Origin of the sequence: Shimia sp. FJ5 (assembly GCF_032918335.1) — a bacterium.
GTDB classification, from domain to species: domain Bacteria; phylum Pseudomonadota; class Alphaproteobacteria; order Rhodobacterales; family Rhodobacteraceae; genus Shimia; species Shimia aestuarii_A.
The window spans coordinates 321396-340097 of sequence record NZ_JAWJUV010000003.1; the positions used below are offsets into that span (position 1 = coordinate 321396).

Annotated in this window: 17 protein-coding genes; 9 read left to right on the forward strand and 8 right to left on the reverse strand. The window is 61.1% G+C overall.

Translation table 11 applies throughout. The features are described 5' to 3' along the window. Positions 1-131 precede the first annotated feature (131 nt). Positions 132-1631, reverse strand: a complete 1500-nt coding sequence (locus R1W01_RS12260) for a CoA-acylating methylmalonate-semialdehyde dehydrogenase (protein WP_243613035.1) — start codon at positions 1629-1631, stop codon at positions 132-134. A 101-nt stretch (positions 1632-1732) separates the two neighbouring features. Between R1W01_RS12260 and R1W01_RS12265 the strand changes: the two genes are divergently transcribed. From R1W01_RS12265 to R1W01_RS12290, 6 genes are all read left to right on the forward strand, one after another. Next, positions 1733-2629 carry a LysR family transcriptional regulator gene (locus R1W01_RS12265; protein ID WP_297756994.1) on the forward strand — a complete coding sequence of 299 codons (897 nt, stop codon included), beginning with the start codon at positions 1733-1735 and terminating at the stop codon, positions 2627-2629. 59 nt (positions 2630-2688) lie between these two features. Further along, the gene (locus R1W01_RS12270; RefSeq protein ID WP_297756996.1) at positions 2689-3123 is read left to right on the forward strand and encodes a CBS domain-containing protein; all 435 of its coding nucleotides are present in this window, start codon (positions 2689-2691) and stop codon (positions 3121-3123) included. A gap of 119 nt (positions 3124-3242) precedes the next feature. Next, complete coding sequence (gene coaD / locus R1W01_RS12275) at positions 3243-3734, forward strand: pantetheine-phosphate adenylyltransferase (RefSeq protein ID WP_243613032.1); 492 nt, start codon at positions 3243-3245, stop codon at positions 3732-3734. Positions 3735-4042: 308 nt separating this feature from the next. Then, the gene (locus R1W01_RS12280) at positions 4043-5017 is read left to right on the forward strand and encodes a DUF808 domain-containing protein (protein WP_243613031.1); all 975 of its coding nucleotides are present in this window, start codon (positions 4043-4045) and stop codon (positions 5015-5017) included. A 120-nt stretch (positions 5018-5137) separates the two neighbouring features. Continuing rightward, positions 5138-5581, forward strand: a complete 444-nt coding sequence (locus R1W01_RS12285) for a hypothetical protein (RefSeq protein ID WP_243613030.1) — start codon at positions 5138-5140, stop codon at positions 5579-5581. 63 nt (positions 5582-5644) lie between these two features. Further along, positions 5645-5767, forward strand: a complete 123-nt coding sequence (locus R1W01_RS12290) for a hypothetical protein (protein ID WP_279391774.1) — start codon at positions 5645-5647, stop codon at positions 5765-5767. Between the two features lie 91 nt (positions 5768-5858). Here R1W01_RS12290 and tkt read toward each other — a convergent pair whose 3' ends face one another. Further along, positions 5859-7880, reverse strand: coding sequence for a transketolase (gene tkt, locus R1W01_RS12295; protein ID WP_297757002.1), 2022 nt, complete (start codon positions 7878-7880; stop codon positions 5859-5861). Positions 7881-8114: 234 nt separating this feature from the next. Here tkt and R1W01_RS12300 point away from each other — a divergent pair, with 234 nt between their 5' ends. Both R1W01_RS12300 and R1W01_RS12305 read left to right on the forward strand, forming a co-directional pair. Beyond that, the gene (locus R1W01_RS12300) at positions 8115-8768 is read left to right on the forward strand and encodes a hypothetical protein (RefSeq protein WP_317275240.1); all 654 of its coding nucleotides are present in this window, start codon (positions 8115-8117) and stop codon (positions 8766-8768) included. Further along, complete coding sequence (locus tag R1W01_RS12305) at positions 8768-9151, forward strand: cell division protein ZapA (RefSeq protein ID WP_243613027.1); 384 nt, start codon at positions 8768-8770, stop codon at positions 9149-9151. Before R1W01_RS12300 ends, R1W01_RS12305 begins: the two co-directional genes overlap by 1 nt. Positions 9152-9246: 95 nt before the next feature. On the opposite strand, the gene grxD is transcribed toward R1W01_RS12305, so the two are convergent. The 6 genes from grxD to R1W01_RS12335 all read right to left on the reverse strand — a co-directional run bounded on the left by grxD (position 9247) and on the right by R1W01_RS12335 (position 15103). Continuing rightward, on the reverse strand, positions 9247-9609 hold the full coding sequence (grxD, locus tag R1W01_RS12310) for a Grx4 family monothiol glutaredoxin (RefSeq protein ID WP_243613026.1): 363 nt from the start codon (positions 9607-9609) through the stop codon (positions 9247-9249). Beyond that, positions 9606-9887: a hypothetical protein gene (locus R1W01_RS12315; RefSeq protein WP_243613025.1), complete on the reverse strand. Its 282-nt coding sequence runs from the start codon at positions 9885-9887 to the stop codon at positions 9606-9608. Before R1W01_RS12315 ends, grxD begins: the two co-directional genes overlap by 4 nt. Before the next feature lie 4 nt (positions 9888-9891). Next, positions 9892-10122 (reverse strand): BolA family protein, encoded by a 231-nt coding sequence (locus R1W01_RS12320; protein WP_243613024.1) that lies wholly within the window; start codon positions 10120-10122, stop codon positions 9892-9894. A gap of 115 nt (positions 10123-10237) precedes the next feature. After that, positions 10238-12397 (reverse strand): phosphoribosylformylglycinamidine synthase subunit PurL, encoded by a 2160-nt coding sequence (gene purL, locus R1W01_RS12325; protein ID WP_243613023.1) that lies wholly within the window; start codon positions 12395-12397, stop codon positions 10238-10240. A gap of 98 nt (positions 12398-12495) precedes the next feature. Next, positions 12496-13965 carry a nitrilase-related carbon-nitrogen hydrolase gene (locus tag R1W01_RS12330; protein ID WP_297757012.1) on the reverse strand — a complete coding sequence of 490 codons (1470 nt, stop codon included), beginning with the start codon at positions 13963-13965 and terminating at the stop codon, positions 12496-12498. A gap of 232 nt (positions 13966-14197) precedes the next feature. Next, positions 14198-15103, reverse strand: coding sequence for a LysR family transcriptional regulator (locus R1W01_RS12335; protein ID WP_243613021.1), 906 nt, complete (start codon positions 15101-15103; stop codon positions 14198-14200). A 172-nt stretch (positions 15104-15275) separates the two neighbouring features. On the opposite strand from R1W01_RS12335, the gene R1W01_RS12340 reads away from it, so the two are divergent. Continuing rightward, positions 15276-18695 carry an indolepyruvate ferredoxin oxidoreductase family protein gene (locus R1W01_RS12340; protein WP_297757015.1) on the forward strand — a complete coding sequence of 1140 codons (3420 nt, stop codon included), beginning with the start codon at positions 15276-15278 and terminating at the stop codon, positions 18693-18695. The last annotated feature ends 7 nt before the right edge of the window (positions 18696-18702 follow it).

Consider the following 18702-nt stretch of genomic DNA (forward strand, 5'->3'; position numbering starts at 1 on the left):
AGTGGTCTTGGAAGGAGTTGAGCAGGAATGTGGGATCGTTTCAAGCGCCGCGGGCGGTCGGGGCCTGTGGCATAAACGCGAAAGAGGCCGGAACGATGTCCGGCCTCTCTTGGGTGACTGTCGCAGGGAGATCAGTCCATCTGCTTGAAGTGGAACTCTCCGCCTTCTTTGATGCCCGAGAACCAGCGCGCGGTGACGGTCTTGGTCTTGGTGTAGAAGCGGAAGGCGTCGGGGCCGTATTGGTTGAGATCGCCAAAGGCCGATTTCTTCCAGCCGCCGAAGGTGAAGTAGCTCAGCGGCACCGGGATCGGGAAGTTGATGCCGACCATGCCGACATTGACCTTGGTGGCAAAGTCGCGTGCGGTGTCGCCATCTGCGGTAAAGATCGAGGTGCCGTTGCCGTATTGGTTGGTCATCACGAGATCGAGCGCTTCTTCATAGCTCTCGGTGCGCACGGTCGACAGGACCGGGCCAAAGATCTCTTCCTTGTAGATGTCCATGTCCTTGGTGACGTTGTCAAAGAGGCTCGGGCCGACAAAGAAGCCGTCCTCGTAGCCCTGCATCGAGAAGTCACGGCCGTCGACGACAAGCGTCGCGCCTTGGTCGACACCGCTCGAGACGAGGCCGTTGATGCGGTCCTTGGCTTGCGGGGTGATGACCGGGCCGTAATCCACGTCGGCGCCAGCAGTATAGGGGCCAACCTTGAGTTTCTCGATACGCGGCACGAGGCGTTCGATAAGGGCGTCGGCGGTCTTCTCGCCAACCGGCACGGCCACAGAGATCGCCATGCAGCGTTCGCCAGCCGCACCAAAGCCCGCGCCCACGAGCGCGTCAGCGGCTTTGTCCATGTCCGCGTCGGGCATGATGATCATGTGGTTCTTGGCACCGCCGAAGCATTGGGCGCGTTTGCCGTTGGTGCAGGCGCGGCCATAGATATACTGGGCGATCGGAGTCGAGCCGACAAAGCCCACGGCCTGGATCGTCTCGTTGTCGAGGATCGTGTCCACGGCTTCTTTGTCGCCGTTGACAACCTGAAGCACACCATCGGGCAGGCCCGCTTCTTTGATAAGTTCGGCAAGGCGCAGCGAGGTCGAGGGGCAGCGCTCGGAGGGTTTCAGGATCATCGCGTTGCCGGAGGCAAGCGCGGGGCCCATCTTCCAGAGCGGGATCATGGCCGGGAAGTTGAACGGGGTGATGCCCGCGACAACGCCGAGCGGCTGGCGCATGGCGTAGAGGTCGATGCCGGGGCCACCATCGTTCATGTATTCGCCCTTGAGCAGGTTCGGCGCGCCCATGCAGACCTCGATCACCTCGAGGCCGCGCTGCACATCGCCACGCCCGTCGGGCAGGGTCTTGCCGTGTTCGCGGCTTACCAGCTCGGACAGCTCGTCCATGTGCTCTTCGATCAGAGCGGCGAACTTCATCATGACGCGGGCGCGGCGCTGCGGGTTGGTCGCGGCCCAAGCGGGCTGAGCGGCTTCGGCAGCGGCGATGGCGGCGTTCATCTCGTCCACGGTCGCGAGCGGCACCTTGGCCTGCACTTCGCCGGTGGCGGGGTTGTAGACATCTGCGAAACGGCCGGACGTGCCTTTGACGTGCTTGCCGTTGATGAAATGGGTCAGTTCTTGCATGGGATCTCCTCCAAAGCGTTCCGGGGCAGATTAGACTTGCAAGAATACCTTTAAAAGAGCCAACATCTCAAAACAGCTTTGCGAGAATGCAGGAGGGCAGCATGGCACCACAATGGGACGATCTTCGGGTGTTTCTGGCTGTGGCGCGTGAAGAAAGCCTTTCTGCGGCGGGTCGGCGGCTCAAGGTGGATCCGGCGACAGTAGGGCGGCGGGTGGCGCGGCTCGAGACGGATATGGGTGCGCCGCTTTTTGTCAAATCACCCTCGGGCTATGCCATGACAGATGCCGGGCAGCGGCTCTTGGTGCATGCGGTGCGGATCGAGCAGTCGCTCGAAGAAGCGACGCAGGAGATGGCCGGGACGAGCGGGGGGCTTTCGGGACAGATCCGCATCGGGGCGCCGGACGGGGCGGCGAACTACCTCTTGCCGCAGGTCTGTGCCGAGATCGCGCGGAGCAATCCAGACCTTGAAATTCAGATCGTGGCGTTGCCGCGGGTCGTCAACCTATCCAAGCGTGAGGCCGATCTTGTCGTCGCCGTAAGCCCGCCAAGCGCAGGCAAGCTCACGGTGCAGAAGATCACCGACTACGCGCTGCACCTTGCGGCGGCGCGTTGGTATCTGCGCAATGCCCCACCGATCGAGAGCCTTGAAGACCTGCGTGAACATATGGTGGTCGGCTATATCCCGGATATGATTTTCGACAAGGAGCTCGACTATCTCAACGAGACCGGGGTGGAGCGGGTGCGGCTTGCGTCGAACTCGGCCTCTGTTCAGTTCAACTGGGTCCGGGGCGGGCATGGGATCGGGATCGTACATGACTTCGCCTTACCTTCGGCGCGCGGCATGGTGAAGGTCTTGCCGGAGGCGGTCAGCCTGACGCGGAGTTTCTACCTGATCCGGCATGCGGATGATCGGCGGCTTGAGCGGATGAACCGTTTTGCCGAAGCGCTTTGCGAGGGAATTCGCGCAGAGGTCGCGCGGCTTGAGAGCGAAGCTTGACAGGTGAAAAAATTGCGACGACCATTGGATTTACGCAATATTCTTATGGAGGAATGAATATGCTGGTCCATCAGATCCTGAAACACAAAGGCGATCAAGGCGTTGTCACGGTGCCACCGTCCATGACGGTTGCGGAAGCGGCAAAGCTTCTTGATGAAAAACGGATCGGCACATTGGTCATTTCTTCCACAGGCGACACCGCCGACGGCATCTGTTCCGAGCGCGATATCGTGCGCGAGGTGGCGCGGCGCGGCTCTGTGTGCCTTGAGATCAAGGTCGAAGAGATCATGTCGCGCAATATCATCACTTGCGGCCTTGGCGAAAAGGCCGATGCGGTGCTTGCGACGATGACCGAGAAACGGTTCCGTCACATGCCGGTGGTCGATGCCGGCGTTATGGTCGGTTTCATCAGTATCGGAGATGTGGTTAAGGCCCGCTTAACGGAGCTTGCGATGGAGAAAGACGCTCTTGAGGGGATGATCATGGGCCATTGAGGCCCAATCCCAGAGCGGTACATACCCCGTAAGACTACGGGTGCGACCAATGAGGGCTTGCATTTCTGGGCGCAATAATGTTGCGTGCCGCGGAAGCCACTGAAAAGCGGAGACAATCCATGCGCGTTGGTCTTTATCCGGGCACGTTTGACCCGATCACAATGGGTCATATCGACATTATTCGCCGGGCCTGTCTCTTGGTGGACAAGCTGGTCATCGGGGTTGCGATCAACCGTGACAAGGGGCCGCTGTTCACGCTTGAAGAGCGCGTTGCCATGGTCGAGGCGGAATGCGCCGCGCTCTCGAAAGAGACCGGCACCGAGATTGTCGCGCATCCGTTCGAGAACCTTTTGATCGATTGCGCCCATGATGTCGGGGCCCAGGTGATCGTGCGTGGGCTTCGGGCTGTGGCCGATTTTGAATATGAATTCCAAATGGTTGGCATGAACCGGGCGCTCGACTCTTCGGTTGAGACGGTGTTCCTTATGGCCGAGGCCAAGCATCAGGCGATCGCCTCCAAGCTCGTCAAAGAGATCGCGCGGCTTGGTGGGGACGTTTCGAAATTCGTCTCGCCCGATGTCAACGAAGCGCTGAAGGCTCGTTTCGCCTGATCCAGACGCCGCACAGGATTTCTGCAACGCCTCGCATCTTATCGGTGCGGGGCGTTTTCACATTCGAATCACGGCAAATGTGAAGGCCGTGGGGCAGGGCGGACTCGGGGTCTGTATCACGTCGGTATCACGTCGGTATTGCGTCTGTGGCGCGGCCCCGATGGTGCGGATGAAGGCAGCGCACGGTCTCATGCAAGGTGACGGGGGAAGGCGGTCGGTTTTTCCCCGTCGTGGACCCTTTGGGTATGCTTGTTTGGCGCGTCGGATCGGGTAGGGTGCAAAGAGCGGTTTCAACGGGAGTATTTCGGATGAGTGGATTGCTGGCCTTGCTCGATGATGTGGCAGGGATTGCCAAGGTTGCAGCGGCATCGGTGGATGATGTGGCGGCGCAGGCGGCCAAGGCCGGGGCCAAAGCGGCAGGCGCGGTGATCGACGATGCGGCAGTGACGCCGAAATATCTCCACGGGTTCGCACCGGCGCGGGAACTGCCGATCATCTGGAAGATCGCGCGCGGATCGATCCGCAACAAGCTCTTGATCCTGCTTCCGGCGGCGCTGCTTCTGTCGAATTTCGCACCGTGGCTCATCGCGCCTTTGTTGATGCTTGGCGGCGCGTATCTTTGTTTCGAGGGGGCGGAGAAGATCTATCACGTGCTTGTGCCGCATGACGATCATGCGGTGTTCAAGGAGGATGCGCCGGGCGATCCATTGCACCTTGAGGAACGCAAGGCGGCGGGTGCGATCAAGACAGATTTCATCCTCTCGGCCGAGATCATGACGATCATTCTTTCGGCCATTCCCGAAAGCACCTTTTGGATGGAGGCGGCGACGCTGGCGGTGGCCGGGGTCGGGATCACGGTGGCGGTCTATGGCTCGGTCGCGCTTATCGTCAAAATGGACGATGTGGGGCTTTTCATGGCGCAGAATGGACGGCTTGGCCTGACGCAGGCCTTTGGGCGGGGCCTTGTACGGGCGATGCCGAAGTTCATGAAATTCCTGACGATTGTCGGCACGGCGGCGATGCTCTGGGTCGGCGGCGCGATTATCGTGCACGGGCTAGAAGAGCTGGGCTATGGCTGGCTCGGGCATCATATCCACGACTGGGCCTATGCCGTGGCGCATATGGTGCCTGCGGCGTGGGAGGGGCTTGTGGAGTGGTCCGCGAAGGCGGCGATGGACGGGGTGTTCGGCCTCGCGCTTGGCTTCGTGCTTATTCCTGTCGCCACCAAGGTCATCGCGCCAATTTGGGGCGCGGTGTTTGGCGGGAAGAAAGAGGCGCATTGAGATTTATGCTCTGGCGAGCGCCTTCGAAATCGCTTGGACAAGGGCTTACAAGATCCCTATGAGGCGGTGTTCGATATGGGCGATGCCGCAGATTGATATAGAGGCCAAAGGAGATTTTGAATGAAGAAGTTTGTTTCAGGTATGGCGCTGGTGGCGCTGCTTGGAGGCTGCGAAGTTCCGGTCATCGTTGCGGCGAACCAAAATGACGGCAAGATGACCGGTATGTTCGAAGTGACCCTGCCAGCCATGTTGCTCATCGAGGCGGCAGGCGAGGAGCAGCAGCTTCTTCGCGGGGAGTTGATCGGCCATATGAATGGCAGTGCGAAATTCAACCTGACCGGCCCTACATGGGGCGACTGCGAAGGCCAAAGCACCAAGTCTGGCTACACCAGCATGACCTGTGAAAACGGAATGGCCTATGCCTTTGAGGCTGGCCAACAGAAAGCCAAGATGTCGGGGATCAACGTCACGCGCGGGGTGCGCGAAGGGCATCCGTTCGTGGCGGTGTTCGGTTGGGGCAAAGAAGCCAATGAGGCGGCTGTACGTGCGGCGATCTCTGGCTAGGTCTGCACCGGGTGATTTTTGACATTTCGGGGTATGGACGGCACGAGGGGGCGCTCTACCTAAATGTCTGCGAACACGTGCACAGGAGCAGAAATCACCATGTTCAAAGGACTCGGACTTTCGGTCGCAATCATCGTTGGCGGAATGCTTGGCGTGCCAGCGCTTATGGCGGCGATGATCCAGTAAGGGCGAGGGGGCGTGCGTCTGCGCGTCTCTTGAAGCAAAGAAAAAGCCGCCGGGAGAGACCGGCGGCTTTTGTGTTTCTATGGCGTCGAGATTAGCCGAGCAGGGTTTTGACCTTGGCCACGACGTTGTCGGCGGTGATGCCGAACTTCTCGAACAGTTGACCGGCCGGGGCAGAGGCGCCGAAGCGGTCCATGCCGACGAAATCGGATTTGCCGGGCTTGGCGCGCTCACCGAGCAGCCATTGATCCCAGCCCTGACGCGCGGCGGCCTCGATGCCGACGCGGACAGCGGCGCCTGCGGGCAGCACCTTGCGGCGATAGGCTTCGTCTTGTTCGGCGAAGAGCTCCATACAGGGCATGGAGACGACGCGGGTGCCGATGCCTTCGGCTTCGAGCTTGGCCTTGGCGTCCATGGCGACGGAAACCTCAGAGCCGGTCGCGATCAGGATGGCCTGACGCTTGCCTTCCGCCTCGGCCAGCACGTAGGCGCCTTTCTCGGTCAGGTTGGTGTTCTTGGCCTCAGTGCGCACGGTCGGCAGGTTCTGGCGTGTGAGCGCGAGGACCGAGGGCGTGTCCTTGGAGGTCAGGGCGATTTCCCAAGCCTCGGCGGTCTCGGCGGTGTCGGCGGGGCGGAACACATAGGTGTTCGGCGTGGCGCGACAGATGGCGAGGTGTTCGACCGGCTGGTGGGTGGGTCCGTCTTCGCCAACACCGATGGAATCGTGGGTCATCACAAAGACCGTCGGGGTTTTCATCAGAGCCGCGAGGCGCATGGCCGGGCGGGCATAATCGGTGAAGCAGAAGAAGGTGCCGCCATAGGGGCGGATGCCGCCGTGCAGCGCCATGCCGTTCATCGCCGCCGCCATGCCGTGTTCGCGGATGCCATAGTAGATGTAGCGGCCCTTGCGGTTATCCACGTCAAAGATACCGAGGTCTTCGGTCTTGGTATTGTTGGAGCCGGTAAGGTCCGCCGAGCCGCCCACGGTTTCGGGCATGATCGGGTTCACCGCCTTGAGCACCATCTCAGACGATTTGCGGGTCGCCACGGAGGGCGCCTCTTCGGCGATCTGTTTCTTCAAGGCCTTGATGGTGGCCGAGAGTTTCTTGGGGGCGTCGCCCGCATAGGCGCGCTCAAAACGGTTGCGCTTGGCGGAGCCGACCTCGGCGAGGCGGGCTTCCCATGCGGCGCGCTCCTCTGCGCCACGGGCACCGATGGCTTCCCATTGCGATTTGACATCGGCGGGGACTTCGAACGGGCCGTGGTTCCAGCCATAGACCTCTTTTGCGGCCTTGAGTTGGTCCGCGTCGGTCAGGGCGCCGTGGCCCTTGGACGTGTCCTGAGCCGCGTGGCCGAGGGCGATATGGGTCTTGCAGGCGATCATCGAGGGCTTGCGCGATTTTTTGGCGGCGGTGATGGCGGCGTCGATGGCCTCCGGGTCGTGGCCGTCGATTTCCTGCACATGCCAGCCGGACGCCTTGAACCGCTGCACCTGGTTGGTGCGGTCCGAAAGCTCGACCGTGCCGTCGATGGTGATGTTGTTGTTGTCCCAGAAGACGATCAGCTTGCCCAGCGAAAGGCGACCGGCGAGGCCGATGGCTTCCTGGCTGATGCCTTCCATGAGGCAGCCGTCGCCGGCGATCGCGTAGGTGTGGTGATCGACCAGCTTTTTGCCGTATTGGGCGCGTTGGATTTCCTCGGCGATGGCGAAGCCGACAGCGTTGGAGATACCCTGGCCGAGCGGCCCGGTGGTCGTCTCGACCGCGTCGAGCAGGAAGTTCTCGGGGTGACCGGCGGTCAGCGCGCCAAGTTGGCGGAAGTTCTTGATCTGGTCGAGTGTGACCTGCGCATCACCGACGAGGTGCAGGAGCGAATAGATCAGCATCGAGCCATGACCGGCAGAGAGGATGAAGCGGTCACGGTCGGGCCATTTGGGGGCCGAAGCGTCGAACTTCAGGTGGTTCTCGAACAGGACGGTGGCGACATCGGCCATGCCCATGGGCATGCCGGAATGACCGGAATTGGCGGCGGCCACGGCGTCAAGCGTCAGCGCGCGGATCGCGGCAGCTTTCATCCAGTGGTCGGGGTTCTTTGCGCGAAGGGCAGCGATATCCACGGGGCAGGTCCTTTGACTGGTGGGTCTGTTTGTGGGTGCTCAATACCAGCCCACGACCAATTATCAAGCATGTGCGTGGCGTGGGGCGGGCAATGGGGGAAGCAATTTGCACATTCATTGGATAAACTCGTGAAAACTCCGGGCAAAAGGCGATTCGTGTGACGGATTGGGCACTGGAGGAGCAAAGAAGCAGACGGGACCGGCGATAACGGTTCGAACCAAGGAGAGGGGCCGATGAGTGAGATCAGTGACCTTGAAAGCCGGATCAGCGCCGCGATGGATCGCATCGGGCGCGGTCTTGAGGGGCTGAAGACGGCGTCGGGCGCAGAGGCGGCGAGCAGCGAAAGCGACAGCGCGGCCCTCGGCGAGGCACAAGACGCGCTTGCCGCAGAGAAAGACCGGGTGGTCGAGCTTGAGGCGCGGGTCGAGGCGCTGACGGTGGAGCGTGAGGCGCTGGAGACGGCGCTTGAAACCGCCAAGGCCGAAGCGCGGCGTGCTACGGATGAGGCCGAAAGCGCCAAGGCCACGGCGGAGGCCGCTGAGGCCAAGTGTGCAGAGGTCGAAGCGACGGCCAGCCAAGCCGCCGAGCCTGCGCAGGTGTCGGTCGATCTTGAAGAGAGCCGCGATATTCTCAATCAGCTTGCCGGTCGGTTGCGCCGGATGCGTCGCACCAGCCGGATGCTCCGGGCGTCGAACCAGATGATGCGCGATGCGATGAAGGCGGAGTTGTCGGATGCGACGCTGGTCAATCAGGCGCTCGAGGCCGAGCTTGCCGATCTCAAAGCGATGCGCGAGACGGAACTTGCCGAGATGAAGGCGGTCAACGCGACGCTGCGCCCGATGCTGGTGCAGGCGGAGAAAGACCAAGCCGCAGAAGGAGGTGCATGATGCCCGAAGTGGAAATCCATATCGGTGGCCGGACCTTCGAGGTTGCGTGTCAGGACGGGGAGCAGCATTTCCTGCAGGCGGCGGCCAAATTGCTTGATGACGAAGCGCAGGTGCTCACGAGCCAGATCGGCCGCATTCCCGAACCGCGGATGCTATTGATGGCGGGGCTGATGCTTGCCGATAAGACGGCGGGGCTTGAGGACAAGCTGCGCGAGGTCGAGGCGCAACTGGCGCAGGTGCAGGGCGAGTTGCAGGGCTTGAAGGATGCCGGGCCGGAGAAGGTTGAGGTGGCTGTGATCCCGCCGGAGGTCACCGATACGCTTGCCGAACTGGCCGCGCGGGCCGAGTCGCTTGCCGATACGGTCGAAGAAAAGGTCGGCTGATAAGGTATTGAGACAACATGAAAAAAGGCCGATCCTTGCGGATCGGCCTTTTCTGTTTCGGATGGTGGGGTGAAGCCCACCCTACGGCGACAGGATCAGGCGTTGGCTTCGCGGATCTTGTCGGCGGCTTCCTTGTTGTAGGCGACGCCGTTTTCTTCGAACAACGTATCCAACTCGCCCGAGAGGGTCATTTCAGTGATGATGTCACAGCCGCCCACGAACTCACCCTTCACGTAGAGCTGGGGGATGGTCGGCCAGTCGGAATAATCCTTGATCCCTTGGCGGATGCCTTCGTCTGCGAGCACGTTCACGTCAGTATAATCCACGCCCATGAAGTTGAGCACGCCCGCGACGCGCGAGGAGAAGCCGCATTGCGGCATTTCCTTGGTGCCTTTCATGTAGAGCACCACGTCGTTGGCTTTGACAATTTCGTCGATCTGGGTTTTTGCGTCGGTCATGATGTCTTGTCCTGTTCCTTGGGGTCTGCCTCGGCAGGGGCCGAAGCGGTTTGGACCGGGTCTTGTGTGTCGTCTGGGTTGAAATCTTCGAGGTCGAAGTGATCCTCTTCATCCGCCAGCGCGGTCACGTAGGTGCTATTGGTTTCGGGATCGTAACTCAAACCGTAGGAAGATGCACCGTCGCGTTTGAAGCGGTTGTATTCGTGCCATGCCGCATAGAGGAACACCAGCACGAAGGGCGTCAGCAGCAAGAGGCTTGGGAGACGTGCAAAGAGCATGGAATTAGCCGGGCGCTTTGGTCATCAGGGCGAGGGCGTGCAGCTCGCCGCTGTCGATCTTTTCCTTGAGCGTCGCATTCACGGCGCGTTGCTGGGCCACACGGGACATGCCGCGAAAGCTCTCGTCGATCACCTCGGCAGAAAAATGCTGACCGTCATCGCCCATGACGGTGATCTTGGCGTCCGGAAAGCCCACGCGGATCAGGGCTTCGATATCAGAGGCGAGCATGGCCATGGAGGTCTCCCGAATAGATGTCGTTAAGATGTAGGATGTGCGTTTGCGGCTTGCAAGCAAATCCGCGTAGGGCCTCCGGGCCAGTGAGGTCCGGAGGCCGGATGCGTTGGTCGGGTCAGGCGACGGCCTCGGCAAAGCCCGCGCGGAACAGCGCCGAAAGTTCTTCGAGGGAGGCGGAGCTATTGCCCATGCAAACATCGGTGCCGGTAAAGCGACCGACGCTATGGACCGCCACACCAGCCTGACCTGCGGCGATCATCAGGGCCTCGGCCTGATCGAAGTTACAGGCCACGAGGTAGCGCGCCTGATCCTCGCCAAAGAGGGTTGCGGTGTCGTCGCTGTCGAGATGGATGCCGACGCCCGCGGCCTCGGCCATCTCGAAGGCGGCAAGCGCAAGGCCACCGTCGGAGAGATCGGTGCAGGCCTTGATGAAATCGCGGTTGGCGCGGATGAATTCACCGGTCGCTTTCTCTGCGGCGAGATCCACATGCGGCGCGTCGCCATCTTCGCGGTTGAACACCTCGGCCAGAAGCGCCGATTGGCCCAGATGACCGGTCGTGTCGCCGATAACAAGGGCCACATGGCCGTCGCGGACTTCGCCGATGATCGGTTCTTCGTCGGCCGCGATCAGCCCCACGGCGCCGATGGTCGGCGTCGGCAGGATGGCAGATCCATCGGTCTCGTTATAGAGCGAGACGTTGCCCGAAACGATTGGCATGTCGAGCGCGGCGACGGCTTCGCCGATGCCTTTGATGGCGCCGACGAACTGGCCCATGATCTCGGGCTTTTCGGGGTTGCCGAAGTTGAGGTTGTCGGTTGTCGCCAGCGGCTTGGCCCCGACGGCGCAGAGGTTGCGCCAGGCTTCTGCCACGGCCTGCTTGCCGCCTTCGACGGGGTTGGCGCGCACGTAGCGCGGTGTCACGTCAGAGGTAAAGGCGAGCTTTTTGTCGGTACCGTGGACCCGGATGATCCCGGCGCCGAGGCCCGGCAAGCGGGCGCTATCGGCCATGACCATGGTGTCATATTGTTCATAGACCCATTGTTTGCCCGCGTAGTTCGGCGAGGAGATCAGCGCCTTGAGGCCGTCGATGGGATCAATCTGCGGCACGTCGGCCAGCGGTTCAGCCGGCGGGGTTTCGACCCACGGGCGATCATATTCCGGCGCACGGCCCGAAAGGGGCGAGAGCGGCAGGTCGGCTTTGACTTCGCCATTGTGCAGGATGAGGAAGCGATCCTCGGCAATGGTCTCGCCGACGATGGCGAAATCGAGGTCCCATTTCTCGAACACGGCGCGTGCCTCGGCCTCTTTCTCGGGGCGCAGGACCATGAGCATACGTTCCTGGCTCTCGGAGAGCATCATCTCGTAGGCGGTCATATTGTCTTCGCGCTGCGGCACGTCTTCGAGGTTCAGCTTGACGCCGAGCTTGCCCTTGTCGCCCATTTCCACGGCCGAGCAGGTCAGACCCGCCGCGCCCATGTCCTGGATCGAGATCACGGCGCCGGTCTGCATGAGTTCCAACGTCGCTTCCATCAGGCGTTTCTCGGTGAAGGGGTCACCGACCTGAACGGTGGGGCGTTTTTCTTCGATGGTGTCGTCGAATTCGGCGCTTGCCATGGTTGCGCCGCCGACGCCGTCACGGCCGGTTTTTGCGCCAAGATAGACGACGGGCATGCCGATACCGGAGGCCGCCGAATAGAAGATCGCATCGCTTTTGGCGAGGCCTGCTGCGAAGGCATTGACGAGGCAGTTGCCATTATAAGCCGGATGGAAGCGCACTTCGCCGCCCACGGTCGGCACGCCGAAACAGTTGCCGTAGCCGCCGACGCCTTCGACGACGCCATTGACGAGCTGGCGGGTCTTGGGGTGGGACGGCTCGCCAAAGGAAAGGGAGTTCATCGCCGCGATGGGGCGGGCGCCCATGGTGAACACATCACGCAGGATACCGCCGACCCCTGTGGCCGCGCCCTGATAGGGCTCGATGTAGGAGGGGTGGTTGTGGCTTTCCATCTTGAAGACCACGGCGTCGCCATCGCCGATATCCACAATGCCCGCGTTTTCGCCGGGGCCGCAGATCACCTGCGGGCCATCGGTCGGCAGGGTGCGCAGCCATTTCTTGGAGGATTTGTAAGAGCAGTGTTCGTTCCACATGGCCGAGAAGATGCCAAGCTCGGTGAAACTCGGTTCGCGTCCGATGATCTCGAGGATCAGGTCGTATTCGTCGGGCTTCAGACCGTGGCTTTCGATCAGGTCGGGGGTGATGGCGGGCTCTTGCATGGGGACTCTCTCTCCGGCGGCGCGTGTCTGGCGCTTCTTTAGGGCATTGCGGCGCTGTGGAAAAGGGGGCTTTCGGTCTCTGGCCCCTCGCATTTCTCTCAGGTCGTGCGCCCACGCCGCCAGCCGAAGAGCGCGAGAAGCGCGGCGGCAAGGACGAGCGCCCATCCGAACCAGTCACCGAGGCGGGTATAGAGGCTTTGGCCTGAGTGTCGGAAGCTCTGTCCGTGGATGGCGCCGGCGGTGTTGACGGGGCTTTCTGCGACGATTTTGCCAGCGGGTGATACGACGAGGCTTATGCCGTTGACCGAGCCGACGCCGATCGTCAGGCGGTTCTCGACGGCACGAAAGACGACATCGGCGGCGTGATGATAGGGAAAGATCGGGTCGGCGTCGAAGTCATTGTCCATCGGCAGCGCGATGACGTCTGCGCCTTTGCGGGCGAGGGCGCGTAGGATCCAGAGGCGGTGCGTGTCCCAACAGATCGCGCCGGAAAGGCGGCCAAAGGGCGTTTCTATATGAGCGAAGGATTCAGGCCCGCGCGCATATCCGGCGGCGATTTCCGCCGGGAAGAGATTGATCTTGGCGCGTTGTAGGGCTTGCTCGCCAGAGGGGGCAAAAAGGGTGTTGGTGTTTTCTTTGCCCGCCGGCCGGTGATGCAGGAGGTTCGCGGAGAGATAGGCGCTTTGGGCCTTGGCAAGCGCGGAGAGCGCGGCGCGGGTCTCTTTGTTGTCATCGTAGGCGAATTTGTTTTCCGGCCAGACGATCAGGTCCATGCCCGCGGGCAGGGTTTCTGTCAGGCGGATATTCTCGTCCAGCACCTTGCGGGAGAGGGCGGGGTCGGCGGCGATCTGGCCAAGGTCGCCTGCCAAGGGCATGTCGGCGCGTTGCAGGGTCATGTCAGTCACGGCGGCGATGGTCACGGGTGTGCCCGTGCGCGGCATAAGGGCGGCTCCGGCAAGGAGAAGCGTGCCGATCACGGCCAGAGCGGCAATTGCGGCGCGGGGCGCGATTTCAAGGCCCGTGCGTGGCGTGAGGCGTAGGGCGCGGATCAGGAGCGCGGCAAGGGAAAGGTTGGCCACAAGCACCATAAGGGTCAGGCCCGGAAACCCGGTCACCGAGAGGATTTGCAGCGCCGGGGGAAACCGCCATTGTGTGGCAGAGGGCGAGACGAACCACCAATCGCGCACATAAGGCGCGATGAAATTCACGAACTCCACCGCGCTCCAGACCAAGGGCAGGGCGAGAAGGCGGAGCGCGCCCGGCATGCGCCGGGTGAGCCAGAGGCCAAGGCGAATTTTCAGCCCATACCAACCTGCCACTGCGAAAACGAGGCTCCAGCCGAGGGCGGGGCCGAAGATCGCCGGATACCAGCTATGGGCGCCGAGCGAGAAGACAAGGAAGAAGGCGATCGACAGGAGCGGCACCTGACGGTCGGGCTGGGTCAGCAGGAGGGTGAAGTAGGGAACAAAGCCAACCCAGCCAAGAAAGGGCAAGTCATAGCCCGGCAGGGCGGCAGCGGTCACTGCGCCGGAGAGGGCGCAGATCAGAACGGCAAAAAGGAAAGGCATATTCGGCAAACACATGAGAGGAAATAACTCTCTGTCTTGTGTCATGCCGGGGGCCACAAGTCCAAAAAAAAGGCCGAGCATCAAGCTCGGCCGAAGTCCAACAGGGAGGTTGAAGATGATGCGCTTTTCAGCAATCACCGTCTTCGAGAGATGAATTAGGCATCAGTTTTGAATCGATCAAGGGAAAGAATGCCGCAGGTGCAACATAGCCGCTATGCTATATGTGCATGTCTCAGGAATTTCCCTGATCTCTCAGTTGCTTGCGGTGTGAAATAATCTCTTCCTGCACGAAATCGCGGAAGGCCGCGATGCGTTTAGATTGCCGCAACTCTTCCGGATAGGCGAGAAAAACGGGGATATCGCCGGATTCAAGGTCTGGCAAGACCCGCTCGAGATTCGGGAAATCCTGCGTCAGATAGTCGGGCAGGACACCAATACCGAGATTGTGGCGCACGGCTTGCAGGACGCCGTAGTAGTTGTTGACGTAAAGCACCGAAGGCACGTCATAGCTCATGATCTGCTGCACGAGATTGGCACCGGCACCGACCTGCGCGGAGGTGACGTTCTGGCTAATGAGGCGGTGCGACGACAGATCGTCGAGCGTTTCCGGGCGGCCGTTCTGATCGAGGTATTCGGGCGACGCGTAAAGGCGCATATGCACGTTCATCAGGCGCTTGCGGATCAGGTCGGCCTGGGACGGTTCCTTCATGCGGATGGCGACATCGGCCTCGCGCATGGGCAGGTCGAGCACCTTTTCCTCGAGCATCAGGTCGATGTTGAGGTCAGGGTATTTCTCGTAAAGCTTGGGCAGGCGCGGGGCGAGCCAGAGGGTGCCGAAACCGATCGTTGTCGTGACGCGCAATTCGCCGAACACTTCTTCTTCGCTATCGCGGATGCGGGCGGCGGCGGCGTCGAGGCGTTTGATCATTGCCGATGTGGCATCAAACAGAAGTTCGCCCTGTTCGGTGAGAATCAACCCGCGGGCGTGGCGGTGAAACAGGGTCGTGTTGAGCGATTCCTCGAGCGCGCGAATCTGGCGGGAGACCGCTGATTGCGACAAATGCAGCGTGTCACCCGCGTGGGTGAGGCTGCCAGCATCTGCAACCGCGTGAAATATTCTGAGCTTGTCCCAATCCATGTCCGCAACTTTCTCAAGGTAATCCCTGTCTATGGGAAAGCTTTGATAAACGAAACACCGTGTCGACACGATGGTGCGACCTTTTGGCAAAAATCGCTTGTTAGGTCAAAAATAGTGACCTAATATTGCGATATATTTGATCTAGAAAAAATCCGCCGAGGGGAGGTGCGTGATGAGTATCCAGAAAGTCAGTCTCGCTGATCGATTCGATCTGGAGAAGCAGAATGTTCTGCTCAACGGGACACAGGCGCTTGTGCGTCTGATGTTGATGCAAAAGGCGCGCGACCGGGCCTCGGGGCTTGATACGGCGGGGCTTGTGACCGGGTATCGCGGCTCGCCGCTTGGTGCAGTGGACAGCCAAATGATGCGCGCCGAAAAGCATCTGACGGAAAATGACATCACCTTTCAGGCGGGTCTCAACGAAGACCTTGCGGCAACGGCGCTTTGGGGTAGCCAGCAGGCCGAGCTGCGCGGTGAAGGCAAGTTCGATGGCGTTTTCGGCCTTTGGTATGGCAAGGGGCCGGGGGTGGACCGCACCGGTGACGTGATGCGCCACGCCAATATGGCGGGCACTTCGGCGCATGGCGGTGTGCTGATGGCAATGGGCGATGACCACACGGGCGAAAGCTCGACCGTGTTGCATCAATCCGAATGGGCCATGGTCGATGCCTATATGCCGGTTGTATCGCCCGCTGGGGTGCAGGAAATCCTCGATTACGGTCTGTACGGTATCGCGTTGTCGCGATTTGCCGGCGTCTGGGTCGGGCTCAAGACGATGAAGGACACGATCGAGGCGACGGCGGTTGTCAATGGCGATCCGAACCGTTTGAGTTTCGTGACGCCGGAGTTCGAGATGCCGGAAGGCGGTCTCAATATCCGCCTGACCGACACGCCGCACGCGCAGGAAGCGCGGATGATCGACTATAAACGTTTTGCCGCCGAAGCCTTTAGCCATGCCAACAAGATGGACAAGCGCATGTGGGGCAAGCCCGGCGCGAAGATCGGGTTCGTGGCGGCGGGCAAGAACTGGCTCGACCTTGTGCATGCGCTCTCGCTTCTCGGGATCGACGAGGCAGAGGCCGAGCGTCTTGGCATCACGACCTACAAAGTCGGTCAGACATTCCCCTTGGATATGAAGGGGTTCCATGATTGGGCCGAGGGGCTCGACCTGATCGTTGTGGTGGAGGAAAAGCGCAAGCTCATTGAGGTGCAGGTCAAGGAAGCGATCTTTGACGACCGTCGGGGCCGCCGGGTCTATGGCTGGCACAAGGGCGGTGGTGCGGGCTCGATGCATGGGCCGGAACTGTTCCAGACCAAGGCGGCGCTTGATCCGATCATGATTGCCGAGAAGCTTGGCGAAATCCTCATTGAAGAGGGCCGTGGAACCGAAGCCGTCAAGGCGGGGCTGGCGCAGATCGCCGAAGCGAAACGCGCCGACAATGCCGAGGAAATCGCTGCGCGTATCCCGTATTTCTGCTCGGGCTGTCCGCATAACAGCTCCACCAAGCTTCCGGATGGGAGCCGGGCCTATGCGGGTATTGGCTGTCACTATATGGTGCAGTGGATGGATCGCGATACCGTGGGCTTTACCCATATGGGCGGCGAAGGGGCGAACTGGATCGGGGAAGCGCCGTTCTCCAAACGCGCGCATGTGTTCCAGAACCTCGGCGATGGCACCTACAACCACTCTGGCATTCAGGCGATCCGCGCTGCGCTCGCGGCGGGGACCAACATCACCTACAAGATTCTCTATAACGATGCCGTCGCGATGACCGGTGGGCAGGCCAACGAGGGCGATCTTTCGCCCCAGCAGATCGCCGCCGAAGTGAAGGCGATGGGGGTTGAGCATGTGGCCGTGGTTTATGACGAGAAGGAAGAGGTCGACCGTGCCGGTTTCCCGACCGGGCTAGACTTTCATGAGCGCAAAGAACTGCTCTCGGTTGAGGAAAAATTTAGGGATCACAAAGGTGTATCGGTCATTCTTTACATCCAGACCTGCGCCGCAGAGAAGCGCCGCCGCCGCAAGCGCGGGCTTTTCCCGGACCCGGATCAGCGGGTGTTCATCAACACCGATGTCTGCGAGGGCTGTGGCGATTGCGGGGTGCAGTCGAACTGTATCTCTATCGAGCCGGTGCAGACCGAGCTTGGCCGCAAACGGGCGATCAACCAATCCTCCTGTAACAAGGACTTCTCTTGTCTGAATGGGTTCTGCCCGAGCTTCCTTACCGTGGAAGGGGCGAAGATCCGCAAGGAGGCGACGGCGGAATTGGACCTGCCGGAGATGGTCGGCCCTGAGATCAAGACGATCGAAGGCACGCATAACGTCGTGATTACCGGCGTCGGCGGCACGGGTGTTGTCACCATCGGCGCGGTGCTTGCACAGGCGGCACAGATCGACGGCAAGGCCGCAGGCATGATGGAGATGGCGGGCCTCGCGCAGAAGGGCGGTGCGGTGCATATCCATTGCCGCCTTGCTGAGACGCCGGAAGACATTAGCGCGATCCGCGTTGCCACGGGCGAATGCGATACGCTGATCGGGGGCGACCTTGTGGTGAGCGCCGGGGCGAAGACGCTTGGCCTTACATCGACGGGGCGCACGGGGGCTGTTGTGAACAGCCACGAGATCATCACCGGCGATTTTACCCGCGACACAGAGTTCAAACTGCCGACCGACCGGCTTGAGGTGGCGCTTGAGGCGCGGCTCAAGGAGGGGCTTTCGATGTTTGATGCGTCGGAGCTTGCGCGGATCGTGCTTGGGGATTCGATCTTTTCCAACATGATCATCTTTGGCGCGGCGTGGCAGAAGGGGCTTGTCCCGGTCAGCCATGAAGCACTCAAATCGGCGATCGAGCTTAATGGTGCGGCGGTCGAGAAGAACCTGCGCGCCTTCGAGATCGGGCGTTGGGCCGTGCTTTACCCGGAAGAGGCGGGCAAAATGGTCACGCCGAACGTGGTGTCCTTGCCGAAGTCTCTTGAGGAGAAGATCGCGTTTCGGGCCGACCACCTGGTGAAGTATCAGGGCAAGGGCCTTGCCAAGCGGTATCGCAAGATGGTCGAGGGAATCCAAGACGAACGCCTCAAGGAGGCGGTGGCGAAGGGGTATCACAAGCTTCTGGCCTATAAGGACGAATACGAGGTCGCGCGCCTGCATCTTGAGAGCCGGGCGAAGGCGGAAGAGGTGTTCGAGGGGGACTTTAAGATGAAGTTCCACCTTGCGCCGCCGATCCTGTCGAAGATGGGGGCGAACGGCCGGCCAGAGAAAAAGACCTTTGGTCCGGGCATGCTTCGCGGGTTCAAAATCCTTGCCAAGCTCAAAGGGCTGCGCGGTACGCCGCTTGATCCCTTTGGCCGCACCGAAGAACGCAAGATGGAGCGCGCGCTCATCAAGCAGTATGAGGCCGATATGAAGGCGCTTCTGGCTGAGCATGGTGACAAGGCGTCGGATGCTGCCATCGCGCTTGCCGAGTTGCCGCTCTCGATCCGGGGCTTTGGTCCGGTCAAGGCGGAGAACGCCGAGAAGGCCGCTAAGCGCCGGGAGGAAATCCTTGCGGTTCTGAAGAGCGGCGAGGCGCTTCCTGAGGCAGCGGAATAAGCGCGGG